The sequence below is a fragment of the Roseobacter ponti genome (assembly GCF_012932215.1).
Taxonomy (GTDB): domain Bacteria; phylum Pseudomonadota; class Alphaproteobacteria; order Rhodobacterales; family Rhodobacteraceae; genus Roseobacter; species Roseobacter ponti.
On the sequence record NZ_CP048788.1, the window covers coordinates 264,035 to 282,189 of the forward strand.

General features: G+C 60.0%; 19 protein-coding genes. 11 read left to right on the forward strand and 8 right to left on the reverse strand.

What is annotated here, in order from left to right; genetic code table 11:
* The first annotated feature begins 70 nt into the window (after positions 1-70).
* Positions 71-724: a YggS family pyridoxal phosphate-dependent enzyme gene (locus G3256_RS01260; protein ID WP_169639115.1), complete on the forward strand. Its 654-nt coding sequence runs from the start codon at positions 71-73 to the stop codon at positions 722-724.
* Here the strand turns inward: G3256_RS01260 and G3256_RS01265 are convergent.
* Complete coding sequence (locus G3256_RS01265) at positions 721-1,215, reverse strand: L,D-transpeptidase family protein (protein WP_169639116.1); 495 nt, start codon at positions 1,213-1,215, stop codon at positions 721-723. The genes G3256_RS01260 and G3256_RS01265 overlap by 4 nt on opposite strands.
* Positions 1,212-2,300, reverse strand: a complete 1,089-nt coding sequence (ribA, locus tag G3256_RS01270) for a GTP cyclohydrolase II (RefSeq protein ID WP_169639117.1) — start codon at positions 2,298-2,300, stop codon at positions 1,212-1,214. Before ribA ends, G3256_RS01265 begins: the two co-directional genes overlap by 4 nt.
* A 162-nt stretch (positions 2,301-2,462) precedes the next feature.
* Between ribA and G3256_RS01275 the strand changes: the two genes are divergently transcribed.
* From G3256_RS01275 to G3256_RS01295, 5 genes are all read left to right on the forward strand, one after another.
* Positions 2,463-3,149, forward strand: a complete 687-nt coding sequence (locus G3256_RS01275; RefSeq protein WP_169639118.1) for a response regulator transcription factor — start codon at positions 2,463-2,465, stop codon at positions 3,147-3,149.
* Positions 3,150-3,416: 267 nt separating this feature from the next.
* Positions 3,417-4,205 (forward strand): exodeoxyribonuclease III, encoded by a 789-nt coding sequence (locus G3256_RS01280; RefSeq protein ID WP_169639119.1) that lies wholly within the window; start codon positions 3,417-3,419, stop codon positions 4,203-4,205.
* A gap of 67 nt (positions 4,206-4,272) precedes the next feature.
* Positions 4,273-5,190, forward strand: a complete 918-nt coding sequence (gene trxA, locus G3256_RS01285; protein ID WP_169639120.1) for a thioredoxin — start codon at positions 4,273-4,275, stop codon at positions 5,188-5,190.
* A gap of 27 nt (positions 5,191-5,217) precedes the next feature.
* The gene (locus tag G3256_RS01290; RefSeq protein WP_169639121.1) at positions 5,218-5,862 is read left to right on the forward strand and encodes an LON peptidase substrate-binding domain-containing protein; all 645 of its coding nucleotides are present in this window, start codon (positions 5,218-5,220) and stop codon (positions 5,860-5,862) included.
* The gene (locus G3256_RS01295; protein WP_169639122.1) at positions 5,859-6,044 is read left to right on the forward strand and encodes a Trm112 family protein; all 186 of its coding nucleotides are present in this window, start codon (positions 5,859-5,861) and stop codon (positions 6,042-6,044) included. Before G3256_RS01290 ends, G3256_RS01295 begins: the two co-directional genes overlap by 4 nt.
* Here the strand turns inward: G3256_RS01295 and G3256_RS01300 are convergent.
* Positions 6,041-7,267 (reverse strand): UbiH/UbiF/VisC/COQ6 family ubiquinone biosynthesis hydroxylase, encoded by a 1,227-nt coding sequence (locus tag G3256_RS01300; protein WP_246227706.1) that lies wholly within the window; start codon positions 7,265-7,267, stop codon positions 6,041-6,043. The two genes, G3256_RS01295 and G3256_RS01300, sit on opposite strands and share 4 nt — an antisense overlap.
* Before the next feature lie 85 nt (positions 7,268-7,352).
* On the opposite strand from G3256_RS01300, the gene G3256_RS01305 reads away from it, so the two are divergent.
* The 4 genes from G3256_RS01305 to G3256_RS01320 all read left to right on the forward strand — a co-directional run bounded on the left by G3256_RS01305 (position 7,353) and on the right by G3256_RS01320 (position 13,494).
* Entirely contained in the window at positions 7,353-8,681 is a 1,329-nt protein-coding gene (locus G3256_RS01305; RefSeq protein ID WP_169639124.1) for an amidase, read from the forward strand.
* Positions 8,682-8,791: 110 nt separating this feature from the next.
* Positions 8,792-9,973, forward strand: a complete 1,182-nt coding sequence (locus tag G3256_RS01310; RefSeq protein ID WP_169642275.1) for an aminotransferase class I/II-fold pyridoxal phosphate-dependent enzyme — start codon at positions 8,792-8,794, stop codon at positions 9,971-9,973.
* A gap of 18 nt (positions 9,974-9,991) precedes the next feature.
* A complete protein-coding gene (locus G3256_RS01315) occupies positions 9,992-12,787 on the forward strand; it encodes a DNA translocase FtsK (RefSeq protein WP_169639125.1) in 2,796 nt (931 codons plus the stop codon).
* A 101-nt stretch (positions 12,788-12,888) separates the two neighbouring features.
* Positions 12,889-13,494: a LolA family protein gene (locus G3256_RS01320; protein ID WP_169639126.1), complete on the forward strand. Its 606-nt coding sequence runs from the start codon at positions 12,889-12,891 to the stop codon at positions 13,492-13,494.
* A gap of 3 nt (positions 13,495-13,497) precedes the next feature.
* Here the strand turns inward: G3256_RS01320 and G3256_RS01325 are convergent, their stop codons facing one another.
* A complete protein-coding gene (locus G3256_RS01325; protein ID WP_169639127.1) occupies positions 13,498-14,085 on the reverse strand; it encodes a transglycosylase SLT domain-containing protein in 588 nt (195 codons plus the stop codon).
* Between the two features lie 72 nt (positions 14,086-14,157).
* A complete protein-coding gene (locus G3256_RS01330) occupies positions 14,158-15,039 on the reverse strand; it encodes an AEC family transporter (protein WP_169639128.1) in 882 nt (293 codons plus the stop codon).
* 84 nt (positions 15,040-15,123) lie between these two features.
* On the opposite strand from G3256_RS01330, the gene hspQ reads away from it, so the two are divergent.
* Complete coding sequence (gene hspQ, locus G3256_RS01335) at positions 15,124-15,450, forward strand: heat shock protein HspQ (RefSeq protein ID WP_169639129.1); 327 nt, start codon at positions 15,124-15,126, stop codon at positions 15,448-15,450.
* A gap of 19 nt (positions 15,451-15,469) precedes the next feature.
* Here the strand turns inward: hspQ and G3256_RS01340 are convergent, their stop codons facing one another.
* The 3 genes from G3256_RS01340 to G3256_RS01350 all read right to left on the reverse strand — a co-directional run bounded on the left by G3256_RS01340 (position 15,470) and on the right by G3256_RS01350 (position 18,123).
* Positions 15,470-17,047 (reverse strand): gamma-glutamyltransferase family protein, encoded by a 1,578-nt coding sequence (locus G3256_RS01340; RefSeq protein ID WP_169639130.1) that lies wholly within the window; start codon positions 17,045-17,047, stop codon positions 15,470-15,472.
* A gap of 261 nt (positions 17,048-17,308) precedes the next feature.
* On the reverse strand, positions 17,309-17,785 hold the full coding sequence (locus tag G3256_RS01345) for an ATP-binding protein (protein ID WP_169639131.1): 477 nt from the start codon (positions 17,783-17,785) through the stop codon (positions 17,309-17,311).
* A complete protein-coding gene (locus G3256_RS01350; RefSeq protein WP_169639132.1) occupies positions 17,785-18,123 on the reverse strand; it encodes an STAS domain-containing protein in 339 nt (112 codons plus the stop codon). The genes G3256_RS01345 and G3256_RS01350 overlap by 1 nt, the downstream gene beginning before the upstream one ends.
* Positions 18,124-18,155 lie beyond the last annotated feature (32 nt).

Consider the following 18,155-nt stretch of genomic DNA (forward strand, 5'->3'; position numbering starts at 1 on the left):
CTTCGGGTTCGCCCCTTTTCTTTTCGGCCACTCTCTTATGTAACTGTTCTGAACAGGGGAGGACGCCGGTATGGGCCTGCAGGACATCAAAGATAAAACAGCCGCTGCTGAGGCCGCCGCAGGACGCGCGCCCGGATCGGTGACGGTGATTGCGGTTTCCAAGGTACAGCCCGACGCACGTGTGCATGCGGTTCTGTCTGAGGGCCACCGGACTTTCGGTGAAAACCGCGTTCAGGAAGCAGCCGGCAAATGGCCGGGGTTCCGCGAGGAATTTGACGGCATCGATCTGCATCTGATCGGGCCTTTGCAGTCCAACAAGGCACGCCAGTCTTTTGAGCTTTTTCAGTGCATCCATTCGCTTGACCGGCCAAAGCTGGCAAAAACCTTTGCGCGGCTGGCGCAGGAAACCGGTGGCTGTCCTGATCTTTTCGTTCAGGTGAACACCGGAGAAGAGCCGCAAAAAGCAGGCATTCTGCCCGCAGATGCCGATGCTTTCATCAAAGACTGTCTCGGGATGGATCTGCCGGTGCGGGGGCTGATGTGTATTCCGCCCGCTGACGAGGAAGCGTCCCTGCATTTCGCACTTCTGGCCAAAATCGCCGAACGCAACGGGCTGAAGGGTCTCAGCATGGGCATGAGTGGTGATTTTGAAGCGGCAATCGCACTCGGGGCCACGCATATCCGCGTGGGCTCCGCCATTTTCGGCGCGCGCGAAACGGGTTAGGGCACGATCAGCCGGGTCTGCAACGTGATCAGCGGCGCAATCCGGCGCAGGTCTTTGCGGCGAAAGGCGACGCAGCCTTCGGTCGGATATCCTGGCCGGCGCTGCTGATGGATGAAGATGGCCGAGCCGCGCCCTTTGACCGCATAGGGCCAGTTCCAGTCGGTCAGGATGATCAGATCATAGAGCGGATCGGCCCGGCGCAGCACCTCGTGGCTGTGCGGATAGGGTGCGCGCACCATCATGTTGTAGTCTTCGTGGCGTATGTCATCGGACCACAGATCGCCCGGGCCGACGGGCAGCGCCCAGGGTGCGGGCCGCGCGATCCGGTCGGGGCGATAGAGCATGCCGACAATGCGGTGCACACCGCGCGGGGTGGCGCCATCACCCTCTTTCTTACGGTCTGTGGTGCCGGTCCTGCCGATGGTGCAGGGATAATACTGCCCCCGGAATCGCACGCCGCGCGGGGTCAGTACCAGATCAAAGGGCGTCACGGCAGGTGCCCGGATTTGCGCACTTTGGTCGCGAGATAGTCGCGGTTGTGCCGGTTCACACCCACATGAAGCGGCACCCGTTCCGTCACCGCCACCCCGCAGGCCTGCATCATGTCGGACTTGGCGGGATTGTTCGTCATCAGGCGAACCGATGAAAAACCCAGTGATTTCAGGATATCAGCGCCCAGACGGAAATCGCGCTCGTCGTCTTCAAACCCCAGCCGGTGGTTGGCCTCGACCGTATCGAACCCCTGATCCTGCAGGGCATAGGCGCGCATTTTGTTGGCAAGGCCAATGCCGCGCCCTTCCTGGTTCATATAGAGCAGGATGCCATGCCCCTCCGCGCCCATCTGTGCCAGGGCCGCGCGCAGCTGCGGGCCACAGTCGCATTTCAGCGAGCCCATCAGGTCTCCTGTGAAACAGGCGGAATGCAGCCGGGTCAGCACCGGTTTGCTGCGATCGGGGCGGCCGATTTCAATGGCATAGTGTTCTTCGCCGCCGTCATCGGGGCGGAACACATGCAGCCGGCCAGCCTCGGACACTTCCATGGGCAGGCGCGCACTGACCACCTCACCGAGGGGACTGCGCGCATCCAGCAACCCGGCCATCTCGTTCAGCGGCAGGCAGGTCAGCGCGTTGCCGGCGGCAAAATCAGCCCCGTTTTCAAGCGACACGACAAGGGCCGCCGGCAGCAACCGCGCGCTTTTCGCCAGCCGCAGGGCCGCGCGGTGGGCATCGGCGGGGCCGCTGCGTGCGCAGTTAAGCGGCCCTTTCATGGGGTGCATCAGATCGTTTTCGGGGCTCGCCACCGCCCGGATCCAGTCCGGCCCGGCATCATCGGGCAGCAGGATACGCGCGATATCCCCGTCATAAGCACGCGCTTTCAGCGTCTGAGCCCGCCGCGCGGTGATCGCCAGTACCATTTCGCCGGCTATTTCGCGCAGGGCCGCAAAACGCGCAGGGCCGATGGTTTCAGCGGCTGAAATCAGCACCGGCGCCGCGCCGTCGAGCACCACAGGCACCCCCATGCGCAGATCTGCGCGCGCCCGGGCCAGCCGTTCTGTGAGGGAAGGTGCGATGCTCATGATGTTACAATGCCCGAGGTCTACGATGCTGATCTAGGGCAAACCGGGCGGAATTGAAACAATTGGCGGCCTCTGTAACACGAGGCCGTGAGAGAATTTGTGCCGCACTTGCCTGAAACCGGGCAAATCGCCATCTGTGATACAACGAGAGGGAGATTACCCATGGCACAACTGAAAAAGATACTGCTGGTTGATGATGATGATGATCTGCGCGAGGCGCTGAGCGAACAGCTGATCATGACCGAGGATTTTGATGTCTTCGAGGCCGCGAATGGTGCCGACGCCATGGTGCGGGCCAAAGAGGCGCTTTACGATCTGGTGATTCTCGATGTGGGTCTGCCGGACACCGACGGACGCGAGCTTTGCCGGCTGATGCGCAAGCAGGGCGTGAAAAGCCCTATTCTGATGCTCACAGGGCACGACAGTGATGCTGACACCATTCTGGGTCTGGATGCCGGAGCCAATGATTATGTCAGCAAACCGTTTAAATTCCCGGTGCTGCTCGCGCGGATCCGTGCGCAGCTGCGCCAGCATGAGCAGTCTGAGGATGCGGTGTTTCAGCTCGGACATTACACTTTCAAACCATCGATGAAGATGCTGGTGACCGAAGACGACAAAAAGGTTCGTCTGACAGAAAAAGAAACCAATATCCTGAAGTTTCTTTACCGTTCCACCGAAGGCGTCGTTCCGCGGGATGTGCTGCTGCACGAAGTCTGGGGATACAACGCAGGGGTGACGACCCACACGCTGGAGACGCATATTTACCGTTTGCGCCAGAAAATAGAACCAGATCCGTCCAATGCGCGCCTTCTTGTGACCGAATCAGGCGGTTATCGTCTTATTGCGTGACGGGTTTTGAGTTTGTTAACCGTTTTTATTTAGATCTGAGGCACGGGTCACGCCGTACTCATTCCGGAATCCCGTGCATGTCCGGGTAATGACATGCAACCTCCCTGTTGGACTTGGCCGGGCCTCGTGCCCGGCCCTTTTTTTGCCCGCCGCCGGCCGTTGGTGAGTGTGGCGACTGCCCGCTTCGAAGAGCCGGTGCAGATCGTCATGGCACAGCCCTTGCCCGCAGGTTAGGGTGCCGCGAATTAAGACTGCGGAGCGGCTGACATGACCTTTTCCCTTGCGACCTGGAACATCAACTCTGTGCGGCTGCGCGAGGATCTGGTGCTGAAGCTGATGTCCGGGCAGGGGCCCGATGTGCTGTGCCTTCAGGAATGCAAAAGCCCGGTTGATAAAATGCCGCTGCAGGCTTTTGCCGATGCCGGCTATGGCCATGTCGTCGCGCGCGGGCAAAAGGGCTATAACGGCGTCGCGATCCTGTCGAAGCTGCCGATCAGAGAGGTGGGAGCACATGATTTCGCCGCACTGGGCCACGCGCGCCACATTGCCGGGCAGCTTGAGAACGGTGTCACGATCCATAATTTCTACGTGCCTGCCGGGGGTGACAAACCGGACAGGGCGATAAATGACAAATTCGGCCAGAAGCTCGACTACCTCACAGAAATGCGCGACTGGTTCCGCGACAACCGGCCCGAAAAATCCATCCTTGTGGGGGATCTCAACATCGCGCCGCGCGAAGACGACGTTTGGGATCACAAGAAACTGCTGAAGATTGTGAGCCATACCCCGGTTGAGGTGGCGCATCTGTCGGATGTGCAGGCCGAGGGGAACTGGGTGGATGTCACCCGGCAGGATATTCCGCAGGGTCTGCTCTACAGCTGGTGGTCCTACCGCGCCGCTGACTGGGATGCCGCCGACAAGGGTCGGCGGCTCGATCACATCTGGGCCTCGGACGATATCGCCCGCTCAGCCCATTCAAGCCGGATCCTGCGCGAGGTGCGCGGCTGGGACAAACCCAGCGACCATGCGCCGGTCTTTGCCAGCTTTGACCTTTGAATCCGCCGGGAACCTCCCATATATGCACTGACCACGTTCTGAGACCGCATAACACAGGAAGAGAAAAATGATGGACCTGAACCTTGGCGCTGCACCGGCAGCGGATGATCTGATCAAGGACACGACTGAGGCCACTTTTATGGCTGATGTGGTCGAGGCGTCGCAGACGATTCCTGTGGTTGTCGATTTCTGGGCGCCCTGGTGCGGCCCGTGCAAAACACTCGGTCCTCAGCTTGAAGAGGCCGTGCGCGGTGCCAAAGGCGCCGTGAAGATGGTCAAGATTAACGTGGACGAGGCCCAGATGATCGCGGGCCAGCTGCAGATCCAGTCGATCCCGACCGTTTATGCCTTTTATAAAGGCCAGCCGGTTGACGGGTTTCAGGGCGCGGTACCGCAGTCCGAAATCAAAGCCTTTATCGACCGGGTGGTGAAAGCCGCAGGCGGCGAGGCGCCCGGAGATGAGCTTGCCGAAGCTGTGGCTGCCGCCGAAGAGATGCTGGGAGAGGGTGCTGCATCGGATGCGGCACAAACCTTTGCCGCGATCCTTGGTGAAGACCCGAACCATGCGCCGGCCTACGCCGGGCTGGTGCGGGCAAACATCGCCATGGGTGAGCTCGACCAGGCGGAGGCGATCCTGAACGGCGCACCCGCAGAGATCTCCACCGCACCTGAACTCGAAGCGGCCCATGCACAGCTTGAGCTTGCCCGCCAGGCTGAAGGGGCCGGACCGCTTGACGATCTGCGCGCCGCTGTGGAGGCCGACCCTGATGACATGCAGGCGCGCTTTGACCTCGCGCAGGCGCTGCACGCCAATGGTGATGTAGAGGCCGCTGTCGATGCCCTGCTTGAGCTTTTCCGGCGGGACCGGGAGTGGAATGACGGGGCAGCCAGAACGCAGCTTTTCACGATTTTCGATGCGCTCAAGCCGAATGATCCGGTGATGCTGAACGGACGGCGAAAACTAAGCTCAATGATATTTGCCTGATGACAAACGCGGGCTACGTCCCCTGACATGATTAAAGCCGGTGAGCTGCCTGACACGATAGCTGTCTTTCCCCTGCCCGGGGCGTTGTTGCTGCCTCGTGCACGACTTCCTCTGCATATATTTGAGCCGCGCTATCTTCAGATGCTTGAAGATGCGCTGAAAACGCCGACGCGTCTGATTGGCATGGTGCAGCCCAACGAAGTTCCGGGTCGTGCCGGAACCGGGCTTCACACCATCGGGTGCGCCGGGCGGATCACGCAGTTTTCCGAGACGGAAGACGGGCGTTATCTGATCACCCTGGGCGGTGTGTCGCGGTTCCGCGTTCTGAAAGAAATCGAAGGGTTCACACCCTATCGCCGCTGCGATGTGCGCTGGGATGGTTTTGACCGGGATCTCGGGCCGGATGAAAAAGACCCGGCGTTTTCCAGACCTGTCTTTCTGGAACTGCTGGAACGGTATTTCGACGCCCGTGAATTGTCGGCTGACTGGGACACGCTGAAAGAGGCGGATGACGAGTTGCTGATCAATTCGCTCTCAATGATGCTTGATTTCGACCCCGAGGATAAACAGGCGCTGCTGGAGGCCCCCTCGCTGAGCACGCGGCGCGAGACGCTGGTGACGCTGATCGAATACAGGCTGCGGGGCGGCAGTGAAACCGAGATGATGCAATGAGCGAAACACAGACACGGGTGGACCGCCGCATGCTCGAGGCGCTCATCTGCCCTCTGACGCAGACCACGCTGGAATATGACGCGGAAAACCAGGAGCTGATTTCGCGAAGCGGCAATCTGGCCTATCCGATCCGCAACGGTATTCCGGTGATGCTTGAAGACGAGGCCCGCAAGCTCGACTAAAGCGGCCGGCCCCTGAGCAGGCGCGGCAGATCACCGGTCAGGCCCGCGGCTTCCCGGATAAAACCGCGGCGCAGCGCGGGCGCTTTGTTGATCAGACCCATCCCGATATCACGCGCGGCTCTGAGGAGCGGGTTATCGTTCGAGAACAGCCTGTTGAATGCGTCCGTCGCGAGAGCCAGCGTCGCGTTATCAAAGCGCCGCCAGGTCTGATACCGCTCCAGCGTGCCGCGTGCGCCGATGTCTTCGCCGCGGCGCGATGCATCGGCAAGCACCTCAGCCAGTGCTGCAATATCCCGCAGGCCGGCGTTCAGCCCCTGGCCGGCAATCGGGTGCACGCCATGTGCGGCATCGCCCACAAGCGCTGTCCGGTCGGCTACAAGTTCGGTGGCAAGAGACAGCGAAAGCGGATAGGTGAACCGTTCGCCGGCGAGGCTGATCTCACCCAGAAAACTGCCGAACCGCGGGCGCAGAACATCCAGATAGTCGCTGTCCGGCATTTCGTTGATGCGCTGTGCCGCATCCGTCTTTTCGCTCCAGACGATTGAGGACCGGTTGCCGGTGAGCGGCAGAATGGCCAGCGGACCCGCCGGCATGAAAAACTGATGCGCGACACCGTTGTGCGGCAGCGCGTGTTCGAGAGCACAGACCAGCGCCGTCTGATCGTAAGGCCACCCTGTACGCGCGATGCCCGCGCGTTTCGCCGTGCCCGAACTGCGCCCGTCACAGCCCGCAAGCACGCGGCCCCGCAGGGTCTGCCCGTCGTCAAGGGTCACGCGCACCCCGGTGGGGTCGGTCTGCTGTCCTGTCACGCGGCGTTCACTGATCTGGGTGATGTTCTTATGCGCGTTCATCGCTTTCAGCAGAGCAGGACGGAGATGACGGTCTTCGACCATATATCCCATCGGCCCTTCTTCGATCTCGGCATGGTCAAAATGCATGAAAAACGGCGACGGCCCTTCGCCCGCGCGCCCGTCGGTGACTTTGATGTCGAGGATGGGTTGTGCCTTGTCATCCAGTGTGTCCCAGACGCCGATCCCCTGCATCAGCCGCGCAGAGGCCAGCGCCAGCGCATAAGACCGCCCGTCAAAGCCTGATTTTTTCCGGACAGGGGCGGGCAGGGCATCAATGACGGTCACGGACAGCCCGGCGGACGACAGCGCGAGGGCCAGCACCGGTCCGTTCAGCCCGCCGCCGACCACGATGATATCTGTGTCAAATTCCATACATGTTATCTGGACCGGGGGCGGGGGATTGTCCATGCGCGCTTGCGTCGCTACCGTTTGCCGGCAGCAACATGCAGGGGGTGGCATGCAGGACTGGCTTAAAATGACCGCGACGGCACTGGGACAGGGTATCGGGTCAGGCGGGATCGACCCCGGTGCGCTCACGGAAACCTATCTGGACGCCATAGAGGCGCATCCCCTGCGCGACCGAATTTACGCGCGGGTGACGCAGGAGCGCGCGCGCGCGGAGGCCGCAGCCTCGGCGGCACGGGCCGCAGCGGGCAGGCGGTTGTCGGCGCTCGACGGCGTTCCGGTGAGCTGGAAAGACCTTTTTGACACGGCAGGTACGGAAACCGAGGCGGGCTCTGGTCTGCTCAAAGGTCGGGTGCCTGACCGGGATGCGCGCGTGCTGGCAAACGCCACGGCCGCCGGTCTCGTTTGTCTGGGCAAGACTCATATGAGTGAGCTTGCTTTTTCCGGTCTGGGGCATAATCCGAGCACCGCAACGCCCCCATGCATCAATGACCCTGCCGCTGTGCCGGGCGGATCGTCATCCGGTGCCGCGGCATCGGTTGCCTTTGATCTCGCGGCGGCGGGCGCAGGCTCTGATACGGGCGGATCCGTGCGCATTCCTTCTGCGTGGAACGACCTGGTGGGGTTGAAAACGACTGTGGGGCGGCTCAGTCTCGAAGGCGTTGTGCCGCTCGCGCTGAAATTTGATACCGTCGGTCCGCTCTGCCGCTCGGTGTCTGATGCGGCGCTGATGCTTGCCGCACTCGAAGGCGGCAAACCGGCTGATCTCACTGGTGTCAGTCTGAAAGGGCGCCGGATCGCCCTGCTGGAAACCGTTGCATTCGACGATATCCGTGATGCGCCGCTGGGCGCTTTTCAGGATGCTGTGATCCGGCTCAGCGCAGCCGGAGCAAAGATTTCGCGCATCTCGGTGCCGGAGCTGGAAGAGGCGATGGCGCTGACAACATGTCTCTATACATCAGAGGCTTACGGCCTCTGGAAAGACGTGATCGAGGCGGCGCCGGATAAAATGTATCCTGAAATCCTGCAGCGTTTCCGGCTGGGTAAAAACCATTCTGCTCCGGAGTATGTTGCCGCCTGGGCCACGCTTGAAAAGGTGCGCAGAGTGTATGACGCGGCCACCGCCGGGTTTGATGCCGTGATATTGCCGACCGCACCCATTCTGCCACCGGATCTGGAACGGCTGAACACGGATCATGACTACTACGTCACTGAAAATCTGCTGTCGCTGCGCAATACCAGGATAGGCAATCTGATGGGACTTTGTGCCCTCAGCCTGCCTACCGGGGTGCCGTCCTGCGGGCTGATGATGATGGCGCCACCGGATCAGGAAGCGGCACTGCTGCGCATCGGTGCTGCTGCCGAAGCGGCACTGGCCTAAAAGCCACAAATTACCAGAAAGCTGCGCGTTTTTGTGGACGCACGCCCACGCGTTGAGTACCTTGGGAGAAACGGGACGCGAATGATCCCGACCTGAGGCAGTTTTTGATGGTGTACCCTGAGCGGTTTTCGAACCTTCCGGCTCATGTATGGCCGCGTTTGCGCGCATTGCTTGATGTGCACGAGGGCGGTGGTGAGCCCGTTAATATGACAATCGGTGAGCCGAAGCATGCGTTTCCATCCTGGGTGACGGACAGGATTGTCGAGCATTCAAAAGGCTTTAACCAGTATCCGCCGAATGATGCCGCGCCTGAGCTGCGCGAGGCGATCACCGGTTTCATCAAACGCCGTTACGGCGTGCCGCTTGATCCTGATAGCCAGGTGATGGCGCTCAATGGCACCCGCGAGGGGCTCTACAACGCGGTGATGACGCTTTGCCCGGAGACAAAAAATGGCCAGCGTCCCGCGATCCTGATGCCCAATCCGTTCTATCCGGTCTATATGATCGGCGCGCTTTCTGTGTCAGCAGAGCCCGTGATGGTGCCCGCAACCGCTGAGACCGGCCATCTGCCCGATTACCGGAGCCTGCCCGAGGAGGTTCTGAACCGCACAACGGCCGCCTATATCTGTTCGCCTGCCAATCCACAGGGTGCTGTGGCGGATTACGATTACTGGCGCGACCTGATCGCGCTGGCCGAAGAATTTGATTTCGTGATCCTCGCCGATGAATGTTATTCCGAGATTTACCGCGAAACGCCGCCCGTTGGCGCGCTGCAGGTCGCCTGTGAAACCGGTGCTGATATGAACCGGGTGGTAGTGTTTCATTCGCTTTCCAAACGGTCGAACCTGCCGGGGCTGCGTTCGGGATTTGTTGCCGGCAGTGCTGAAAACATCCGTGAGATCAAACAGCTGCGCAATTACGCAGGCGCGCCTTTGCCGCTACCGGTACAGCTCGCATCCGCCGAGGTCTGGAATGACGAAGCGCACGTGATCGAAAACCGCGCGCTATACCAGGAAAAATACGAACTTGCCGACAGGCTCCTTGGCAATGTGCCCGGATACATGAGCCCCGAGGCCGGTTTTTTCCTGTGGCTGCCGGTTGAGAACGACGAAACAGCAGCCGTAAAGCTGTGGCGCGAGACAGGGGTTCGGGTTCTGCCCGGCGGGTATCTGGCGCACGAACGGGGCGGTGTGAACCCCGGTCAGGGATATATCAGGGCCGCCATGGTGGCCCCAAAAGCGGAAACGGCGCGCGGGATCGAACTGATCCGCGACTGCCTTTATCCGCAATAATTTCGAGGGATCAGAGTAATGGCATATCAGACACGTGGACGCGACCCGCTGCTGGACAGCAATATGGCTGAGGCGATGGAGAAACGCGGCAAAGAGCTTTTTGGCCTTGTGCTGATTGTGCTCGGGCTGATGGCCTGTGCGATGATCGCGTCGTATTCTCCGGATGATCCGAACTGGATGGTGTCCACGGATGCGCCGACGCAGAACTGGATGGGCCGGATCGGTGCTGCGATTGCTGCACCGCTCTTTATGATCGTGGGCTGGGGGTCCTGGGGGCTGGGCATAGTTCTGGTGGCCTGGGGTCTGCGCTTTGCGCTGCATGCGGGTGCGGAACGCGCCATCGGGCGGCTTATTTTTGCGCCGATCGCGATTGCGGCCTGTTCGATCTATGCGGCGACGCTGACGCCTGACGGCAACTGGCTTGATACGCACAGCTTCGGTCTGGGTGGTCTTTTCGGCGATACGGTGATGGGTGCGCTGCTGACGCTGTTACCGGTGGGGTCCGCTGTCACGATCAAGCTGATGTCGTTTCTCATGGCGCTTGGCATTGTCGCGCTTGGTGGCTTCGTGCTCGGGTTCACGCGGCCCGAAGTCTCGAAAATCGCGCGTTTTCTGCTGCTGGGCCTGGTGATGGTCTATGCGGTGATGATGTCGCTGCTTGGTCGCGGCGCAAGCCGCACATTGCAGGCGGCGCAATCCGCGTCTGCCAGCTTTGCCGATCGCCGGGAGCAGACCCGGGCTGCTGCTGCCGGGCCTGCGCTGACCACTGAAGTGACCCCGGCAACCGGTGCCCCGGCATTTCACAACCCCGAAGAAACAAAACCAGGGCTCTTTTCCCGCATGCCCGGGATGATGCGCCGGCAGGAGCCGTTGGTTGAGACGGACCCGGAGGGCTATAACGCTGCGGATTACGATGAGGACGCGCCCGGCGAGGACCGGATCAAGGCGCGGATTGCTGATGTGATCCGCTCGCGTGTACGGTCGGGGACAGCCATCCACACACCCGTTACCGCGCCGCTGACGCAGGGGCGCGGGCGCGGTCCCGATCCGCTGCTGCTGGATACATCGGGCGCGCGGGCCGAGCCGCCGCTGACAGCGCGGGGGGCGACTGTTCCGCCGGCCCCTGAGATGGCGGCAGATGATGACGCAGCACTTTTTGAGGAGCCGGTGACAGAGGCCCCGCATGTGCCGGTCGCAGAGCCGCGCCGCGTGGTTCAGCAACCGGTCCGCAAACCCGTGCTGCCCTCGCGCCGTGCCCAGGCCGAAGCACAGCCCGGACTGTCGTTTGATGACAGCCACCTTGGTTTTGAGCTTCCGCCGCTCAGCCTGCTGGAAAACCCGGTTGAAGTGCCGCGTCTGCATCTGAGTGACGAGGCGCTGGAAGAAAATGCGCGGATGCTGGAGACCGTGCTGGATGATTACGGCGTCAAAGGCGAGATCGTTGCCGTGCGCCCGGGCCCGGTCGTGACCATGTACGAGCTTGAGCCTGCGCCAGGCCTGAAAGCCAGCCGTGTGATCGGTCTTGCGGATGATATCGCGCGCTCCATGGCAGCGCTTTCGGCCCGTGTTTCGACGGTGCCGGGCCGTTCGGTCATCGGCATCGAACTGCCCAACGAAAGCCGCGAAAAGGTGGTGCTGCGGGAAATACTTTCGACGCGCGATTTTGGCGACGGCAATCAGCGGCTTCCGCTGGCACTTGGTAAAGACATCGGCGGCGACCCTATCGTTGCGAACCTTGCCAAGATGCCACACCTGCTGATCGCAGGGACCACGGGCTCGGGCAAATCCGTCGCCATCAACACGATGATTCTGTCGCTGCTCTATAAGCTGACGCCCGAAGAATGCCGGATGATCATGATCGATCCAAAGATGCTGGAACTGAGTGTTTATGACGGCATTCCGCATCTTCTGTCGCCGGTTGTAACAGACCCTAAAAAAGCGGTTGTGGCTCTGAAATGGGTCGTGGGCGAGATGGAAGAGCGCTATCGCAAGATGTCCAAAATGGGCGTGCGCAACATCGAAGGCTATAACGGCCGGGTCCGCGAGGCCCTGTCCAAAGGCGAACTCTTCAGCCGCACCGTCCAGACCGGGTTTGACGAGGACACCGGTGAGCCGGTTTTCGAGACTGAAGAAAACACGCCCGTCGCCCTGCCTTATATCGTCGTCATCGTCGATGAGATGGCCGATCTGATGATGGTTGCGGGCAAAGAGATCGAAGCCTGTATCCAGCGCCTGGCGCAGATGGCGCGTGCCTCAGGTATTCACCTGATTATGGCCACGCAACGCCCGTCGGTGGATGTGATCACCGGTACGATCAAGGCGAACTTCCCCACGCGGATATCCTTCCAGGTGACGTCGAAAATCGACAGCCGTACCATTCTGGGCGAAATGGGCGCTGAGCAGCTGCTGGGCATGGGTGATATGCTTTATATGGCCGGCGGCGCCAAAATCACCCGCTGTCACGGCCCGTTTGTCTCCGACGAGGAGGTTGAGGAGATCGTCAACCATCTCAAACAGTTCGGCGAGCCGGATTATGTCTCGGGCGTGGTCGAAGGACCGGCGGATGACAAAGAGAGCGATATCGACGCGGTTCTGGGACTGGGTGGCAATACCGACGGCGAAGATGCGCTTTATGACACCGCCGTGCAGGTGGTGATTAATGACCGCAAATGCTCGACAAGCTATATCCAGCGCAAACTGGCCATCGGTTATAACAAGGCGGCACGCCTGGTGGAGCAGATGGAGGACCAGGGGCTGGTTTCGCCCGCAAACCACGTGGGCAAACGGGACATTCTGGTGCCTGAACAGGGCTGAAAACCGCAGAGCGGCGGCGTTCTTCAGGTTTGATATCGCATATCAGGCCGCCGCACCCTATGTGGCATATCAGACAACAGTTATCTCAAGGTGCTTCGGCTATGTTTCGTTTCCGTCCTGTCATTCTGGCTATCGGTTTTCTCTGTGCCGGTGCGGTGTCTGCCGCGGCGGACCAGCTCTCGCTCAACGCGATCTCGGCCTATCTCAACGATCTCAAGACCGCGCAGGGTGCGTTTACGCAGATCAATGATGACGGCTCGATCAGCACGGGAAAGCTCTATATCAGCCGGCCCGGACGCATGCGGTTCGAATATGATCCGCCCGAGCAGGCGCTTGTGATTGCCGAAGCCTCTGCCGTGGTCATTATCGACAAAAAGTCGAACCAGCCGCCGGAAACCTATCCGCTGAACCGCACGCCGCTGTCGCTCATTCTGGCACGCAATATCAATCTGGCGCGGGCGCGGATGGTAACTGATCACCGGTTTGACGGCACCGCGACAGTCGTGACAGCGCAGGATCCGGACAATCCGGAATACGGTAATATTCAGATGAGTTTTACCGATAATCCGGTGGAGCTGCGCCAGTGGATCGTTAACGATGCCAACGGCAGCACGACAACCGTGATCCTCGGTGAGTTCGAGACCGGCATGAGCCTGTCATCAACGCTTTTTGATGCCGGCCGCGCGGTTTCGACGCGCGACCGCTGAGATTTACCGCCGGGCGCTGCAGGCCACAAGCTGTGCCTGGTAGGTATCGGCGCGGGCATCGACCCGGTCGGCGACACTGAGCAGCCACGATTTGCGGTTGTAAGATCCGCGCGAATACCCTGTGTGCCCCTCGTGATAGGCCAGATACTGGCGGCGCGCGTCATCGAGCCGGATGCCGTTTTTCGACCGGCTGGTGACCATATACCACCCCATGAAATCGGACGCATCGCGGATCCGGTCACGGCGGGCAAACCGTTTGCCGGTCGCTTTTTTGTAATCGTCCCAGGTGCCGTCGAGCGCCTGAGCATAGCCATATGCACTGGATTGCCGACCCATCGGAATGACCCCCAGCGCATATTTATGCGGGGTGCGCGCATTGGAGATGAATTTGCTTTCCTGATGCATTGTCGCCATCTGGACGTGCACCGGTACACCCCATTTACGTTCAGTGGCCTGAAAAGCCTTCATGTATTGCGGGCGCTCCTGGGCAATGCGGCAGGCGTCATCAAGGTGACGCGGTGCCGTACCCTGGCCGCCTCCGCAGGACGCAACCAGTAAAACCAATGCCATAGCGCGAAGAGTTCTGCTCATATGCCTCTCGCTTTTTATTTTATATTTTCACGCAGTTTAACTGAAAAAACCCGGCTTGGGAATTGACGATTTTCACAGAACTGCTGCCAGCAGCAGTGGCAGGGCCGCAACAGACATCAGCGTGGACGCGACGACCAGCCCGGCAACATCTTCGGACCGTGCGCCGTACTTTTCCGCCAGCATATAAGAGGTGACGGCCACCGGTGTTGCGACTTGAACCACCAGCACGCCAAAAGCGACCGGCCCGAGCTCAAAGTAGTCGGCTGCACCCCAGGCAATGGCCGTGCAGAGAATGAGTTTTACAGCACTCAGCAGAACCGCGCGCACCATGCCGCCCGCCTGAAGCCGGGCTACCGCCACGCCCAGCGTGATCAGCATCAGCGGGATGCCAAGCTGCCCCACAAGGCTGAGCGTATTGGTGAGAAAGACCGGCGTCTGCCAGCCCTGCCACATAAACAGGAGGCCCAGAAAAGCACCGCCGAAGAGTGGCTCGCGCAGAATTTTCGTCAGTGATCCCTGTCCTGCCACCATCCAGATCCCGAAAGTGAAATTCCAGATCAGCATGATGGCGAAAACAATGATGGCGTAACTCAGGCCAGTGTCGCCAAAGGCGAAAAACGCCAGCGGCAGGCCCAGATTTCCGGTATTCCCGAAAATCAGCGGACTGGTAAAGGTACGATTGTCGAGCCGCATCACTTTCACGAGGATCAGGATGGCAATCGTCACCGCGCCATAGGCCACGATTGTCGCCAGCGAGAGTGCCGTCAGGGCACCCACATCAATTTCTGTTTCCATCAGCGAAACAAAAATGAGACATGGCATGGATAGTGTCATTGCGAGCTGCGTGACGAACTGCAACCGGTATTCAAACCCGGTTTTAACCCAAACATAGCCTATCGCCGCGAGCAGAAAGACCGGCGCCACAATTTCGAGCACTGTCAGCGCCAGGTTCACAATCTGTTTCCTGTTTTAAGAGCCCGATGGTTGGACATTTACCCCGAAAAACGTTTACTAACAGAGCGTGGGAGCTGCAACGTAATGATCAGAACGCGTGCAAAATATAACCTCGGGCAGGTTGTCCGGCATAAGAAACACCCTTTCCGGGGTGTGATCTTTGATGTCGACCCGGAATTTGCCAACACCGAAGAGTGGTATGAGGCGATTCCCGAGGACAGCCGCCCGATCAAAGATCAGCCGTTTTATCACCTGCTGGCCGAAAATGATCAGAGCTATTACGTGGCCTATGTCTCTGAGCAGAACCTGGTGGCTGATTATTCCGGGGAGCCGGTTGATCATCCCGACATCCCCGATCTGTTCGGTCCGTTCCAGAACGGCACCTATCCCCTGCATTTCCAGCTGAACTGACCGGCAAAAACGCCGGGGGTCAGTATCCCAGAGCACAGCCGTCCTTGCGCGGGTCACTTCCACCTTCAAGCACCCCGTCATTGCGGATCAGAATCGCCTGAGCGCCGCCGATCGCGGTTGCCGGTTCGACCACGTTGTGACCGAGGTCCGACAACTCCTGACGCACCTTTTGCGAATAGCTGTGCTCGACCCGCATCTCGTCTTCGATTGCAAAGGCGCGGGGCCCGTCGATGGCGGTCTGAGGGTCCATGCCAAAGTCGGTCAGATTGGAGACGAAACGGGCATGCCCGTTGGGCTGATACGCGCCGCCCATCACCCCGAACGGCATGATCACTTTGCCATCTTTGCGCAGCATACCGGGAATAATCGTGTGCATCGGCCGTTTGCCGCCTTTGAGTTCGTTTGCATGCCCCTCTTCAAGCGTAAAGCCGGCGCCACGGTTCTGCAGCAGGATCCCGAACTTCTCAGAGGCGATGCCCGACCCGAACCCGTTGAAAATCGAATAAATCAGAGACACTGACATGCCGTCGCGGTCGATGACGGTGATATAGATTGTGTCCTTATGTACGGTTTCGGACAGTTTCGTGGCACTTTGCATGGCTTTTTTCGGATCGATCAGCGCGGCAAGGCTTTTGGCGGTGTCCATGCTCAGCATGTAATCGAGCCGGGTCATATGGCCTGCGTCACCAAGAAAGCGGTTGCGCGTGTCATAGGCCAGTTTGGTGGCTTCGGCCTCTATGTGCGTGCGTTCAGTGCCAAAGGGATCCATGGCCGCAATGTCGAACTGCGCGAGGATATTCATCAGCAGATGCGCGGTTACACCATGTCCGTTTGGCGGATGTTCAACAACTTCGAGGCCGTTGTAATATCCGCTGATCGGGTCGGTGGGCGTGGCAGCCACGTTGGCAAAATCGTCCGCGGTATGCAGACCACCCTCAGCGTTGAGAGCCGCGAGCATGTCTTCCGCGATCTCGCCGGTGTAAAAAGCATCGCGCCCGTGTTTTGCGAAACGTCGCAGCACTTCGGCCTGGCCTGGCGCCCGGAAAAGCTCGCCGCCTGAGGGGACCTTGCCGTTGATCAGATAATGATCGCGCCCGTGACCCTGCAGCGCGGGCGCATCCTGTGCCCAGTCCGAAGCAACCCGTGCCGCGACGGGCACACCTGCATCGGCGTAGTGAATGGCCGGCGCCAGAATGTCAGCAAGCCCGAGACGGCCTGCAGCGTCTGAGAGATAACAAAATGCATCGACAGCACCCGGCATCGAGACTGCATGGGCGCTCAGCGGAGGAACTTTTGCGTGGCCTTCAGCACGAAGCATCGCGGCATCAAGGGCGGCCGGCGCCCGGCCGGATCCGTTGACCGCTTTGACGGGGCTGTCAGGGGTTTCGGACCAGAGAACAAAACAATCGCCGCCGATCCCTGTCATCTGAGGCTCACAGATCCCCAAAAGGACCGCGCCGGCAATCGCCGCATCTATGGCGTTTCCGCCGGACTGCAGAATATCGATGGCAGTTTTTGCGGCCAGCGGATGCGAGGTTGCGCACATCCCGTTTGTTGCCAGAACCGGTGACCGGCCCGGAAAATGAAAATCGCGCACCGCGTGTCTCCCGTCAGATTTCAGCAGTGGTTTATTTAACACCGGGAGATCCGATGTCCATCGCAACTGTGATTTCTGGGGGGAAGTCCTCGACGCCGCGCACTGGGTGGGGGCTATAACACGCAGCGCCGAGGGAAGCTATATGCAGCTACAGTGACAGGTATGCCTTTTGAACAAGGCGGCAATATGATCTCAATTGGACCGTTTAAGGAAATTACACGGAATAATTAAGGCGCGGGGTCACAGGGATTAAGAACCGGTTTATACCAGCATGCCCACCGGCAGACGCATGCTCAGGCGGTTCTGTGCACCGACGCGGACATATTCCACATCCTTTGCGAGATCCTGGATAAGGAACCAGCCGAACCCGCCTTCGGGCAGTTCGCTGAAATCAACGTCTACCTCAACCGCTCTGCCAAGCGGAAGATGTCCCTCGGGCATCGCGGCGCCGCAGTCTGTGATACGCACGTGCAGCCCGTCCTGTGCCGGCTGGCAGAAAATTCTGATCGGACCGCCTTCGGTTTCAGCCGGATAGGCATGTTCCACGATATTGTTCAGGACTTCGGCCAGCACAAGTTCCACCGTGCCCGTTTCCTCGATATCGAGGCTCAGCGGATCGAGTTCTGTAAGGATTCGCGCCAGGGCCTCGCGCACAGCCAGATCGCTGCTCCGCAAAGATACCTCAAAGGATGGCAAAGTCTGCGCGCCCGCTGGCCGGGGCGGTACGTTCCGGCTCATCAGTTTCCAAGCTCCTCGAGCGCGCCGTCGAGGGTCGGAAAAACGCTGAAAACAGAATCCATGCGGGTGAGCTGGAACACCCGCTCCACTTTGGGCGTGAGCCCGGCGAGAGCCAGTTTCCGGTCAGCCCCCATGTGTTTCATTGCAGCGACAATCGCCCCAAGGCCGCTGGAATCAATGAATTCCACCCGGCTGAGATCAAGCACCACCACATCCGGACCGCCATCCGTTTCGCTGCGCATGGCGTCCTTGAATTCGATGGCACAGGCCGCGTCGATCCGGGCATCCTGCACTGATACAATGCGCAACTGCTCTTCTGTTTTCGCGGAAAGTTCCATTATATGATCCCGGACACTGGTTTTCCCGCTTC

Excerpts from the sequence above, each read along its gene's own strand:
- G3256_RS01275 (WP_169639118.1), top strand. The coding sequence starts at position 2,463 with ATGGCACAACTGAAAAAGATACTGCTGGTTGATGATGATGATGATCTG.
- G3256_RS01295 (WP_169639122.1), top strand. The coding sequence starts at position 5,859 with ATGAGCGAAACACAGACACGGGTGGACCGCCGCATGCTCGAGGCGCTC.
- G3256_RS01325 (WP_169639127.1), bottom strand. The coding sequence starts at position 14,085 with ATGAGCAGAACTCTTCGCGCTATGGCATTGGTTTTACTGGTTGCGTCC.
- G3256_RS01290 (WP_169639121.1), top strand. The coding sequence starts at position 5,218 with ATGATTAAAGCCGGTGAGCTGCCTGACACGATAGCTGTCTTTCCCCTG.
- G3256_RS01280 (WP_169639119.1), top strand. The coding sequence starts at position 3,417 with ATGACCTTTTCCCTTGCGACCTGGAACATCAACTCTGTGCGGCTGCGC.
- G3256_RS01345 (WP_169639131.1), bottom strand. The coding sequence starts at position 17,785 with ATGAGCCGGAACGTACCGCCCCGGCCAGCGGGCGCGCAGACTTTGCCA.
- G3256_RS01315 (WP_169639125.1), top strand. The coding sequence starts at position 9,992 with ATGGCATATCAGACACGTGGACGCGACCCGCTGCTGGACAGCAATATG.
- G3256_RS01320 (WP_169639126.1), top strand. The coding sequence starts at position 12,889 with ATGTTTCGTTTCCGTCCTGTCATTCTGGCTATCGGTTTTCTCTGTGCC.
- hspQ (WP_169639129.1), top strand. The coding sequence starts at position 15,124 with ATGATCAGAACGCGTGCAAAATATAACCTCGGGCAGGTTGTCCGGCAT.
- G3256_RS01350 (WP_169639132.1), bottom strand. The coding sequence starts at position 18,123 with ATGGAACTTTCCGCGAAAACAGAAGAGCAGTTGCGCATTGTATCAGTG.
- G3256_RS01300 (WP_246227706.1), bottom strand. The coding sequence starts at position 7,267 with ATGGAATTTGACACAGATATCATCGTGGTCGGCGGCGGGCTGAACGGA.
- ribA (WP_169639117.1), bottom strand. The coding sequence starts at position 2,300 with ATGAGCATCGCACCTTCCCTCACAGAACGGCTGGCCCGGGCGCGCGCA.
- trxA (WP_169639120.1), top strand. The coding sequence starts at position 4,273 with ATGATGGACCTGAACCTTGGCGCTGCACCGGCAGCGGATGATCTGATC.
- G3256_RS01305 (WP_169639124.1), top strand. The coding sequence starts at position 7,353 with ATGCAGGACTGGCTTAAAATGACCGCGACGGCACTGGGACAGGGTATC.
- G3256_RS01260 (WP_169639115.1), top strand. The coding sequence starts at position 71 with ATGGGCCTGCAGGACATCAAAGATAAAACAGCCGCTGCTGAGGCCGCC.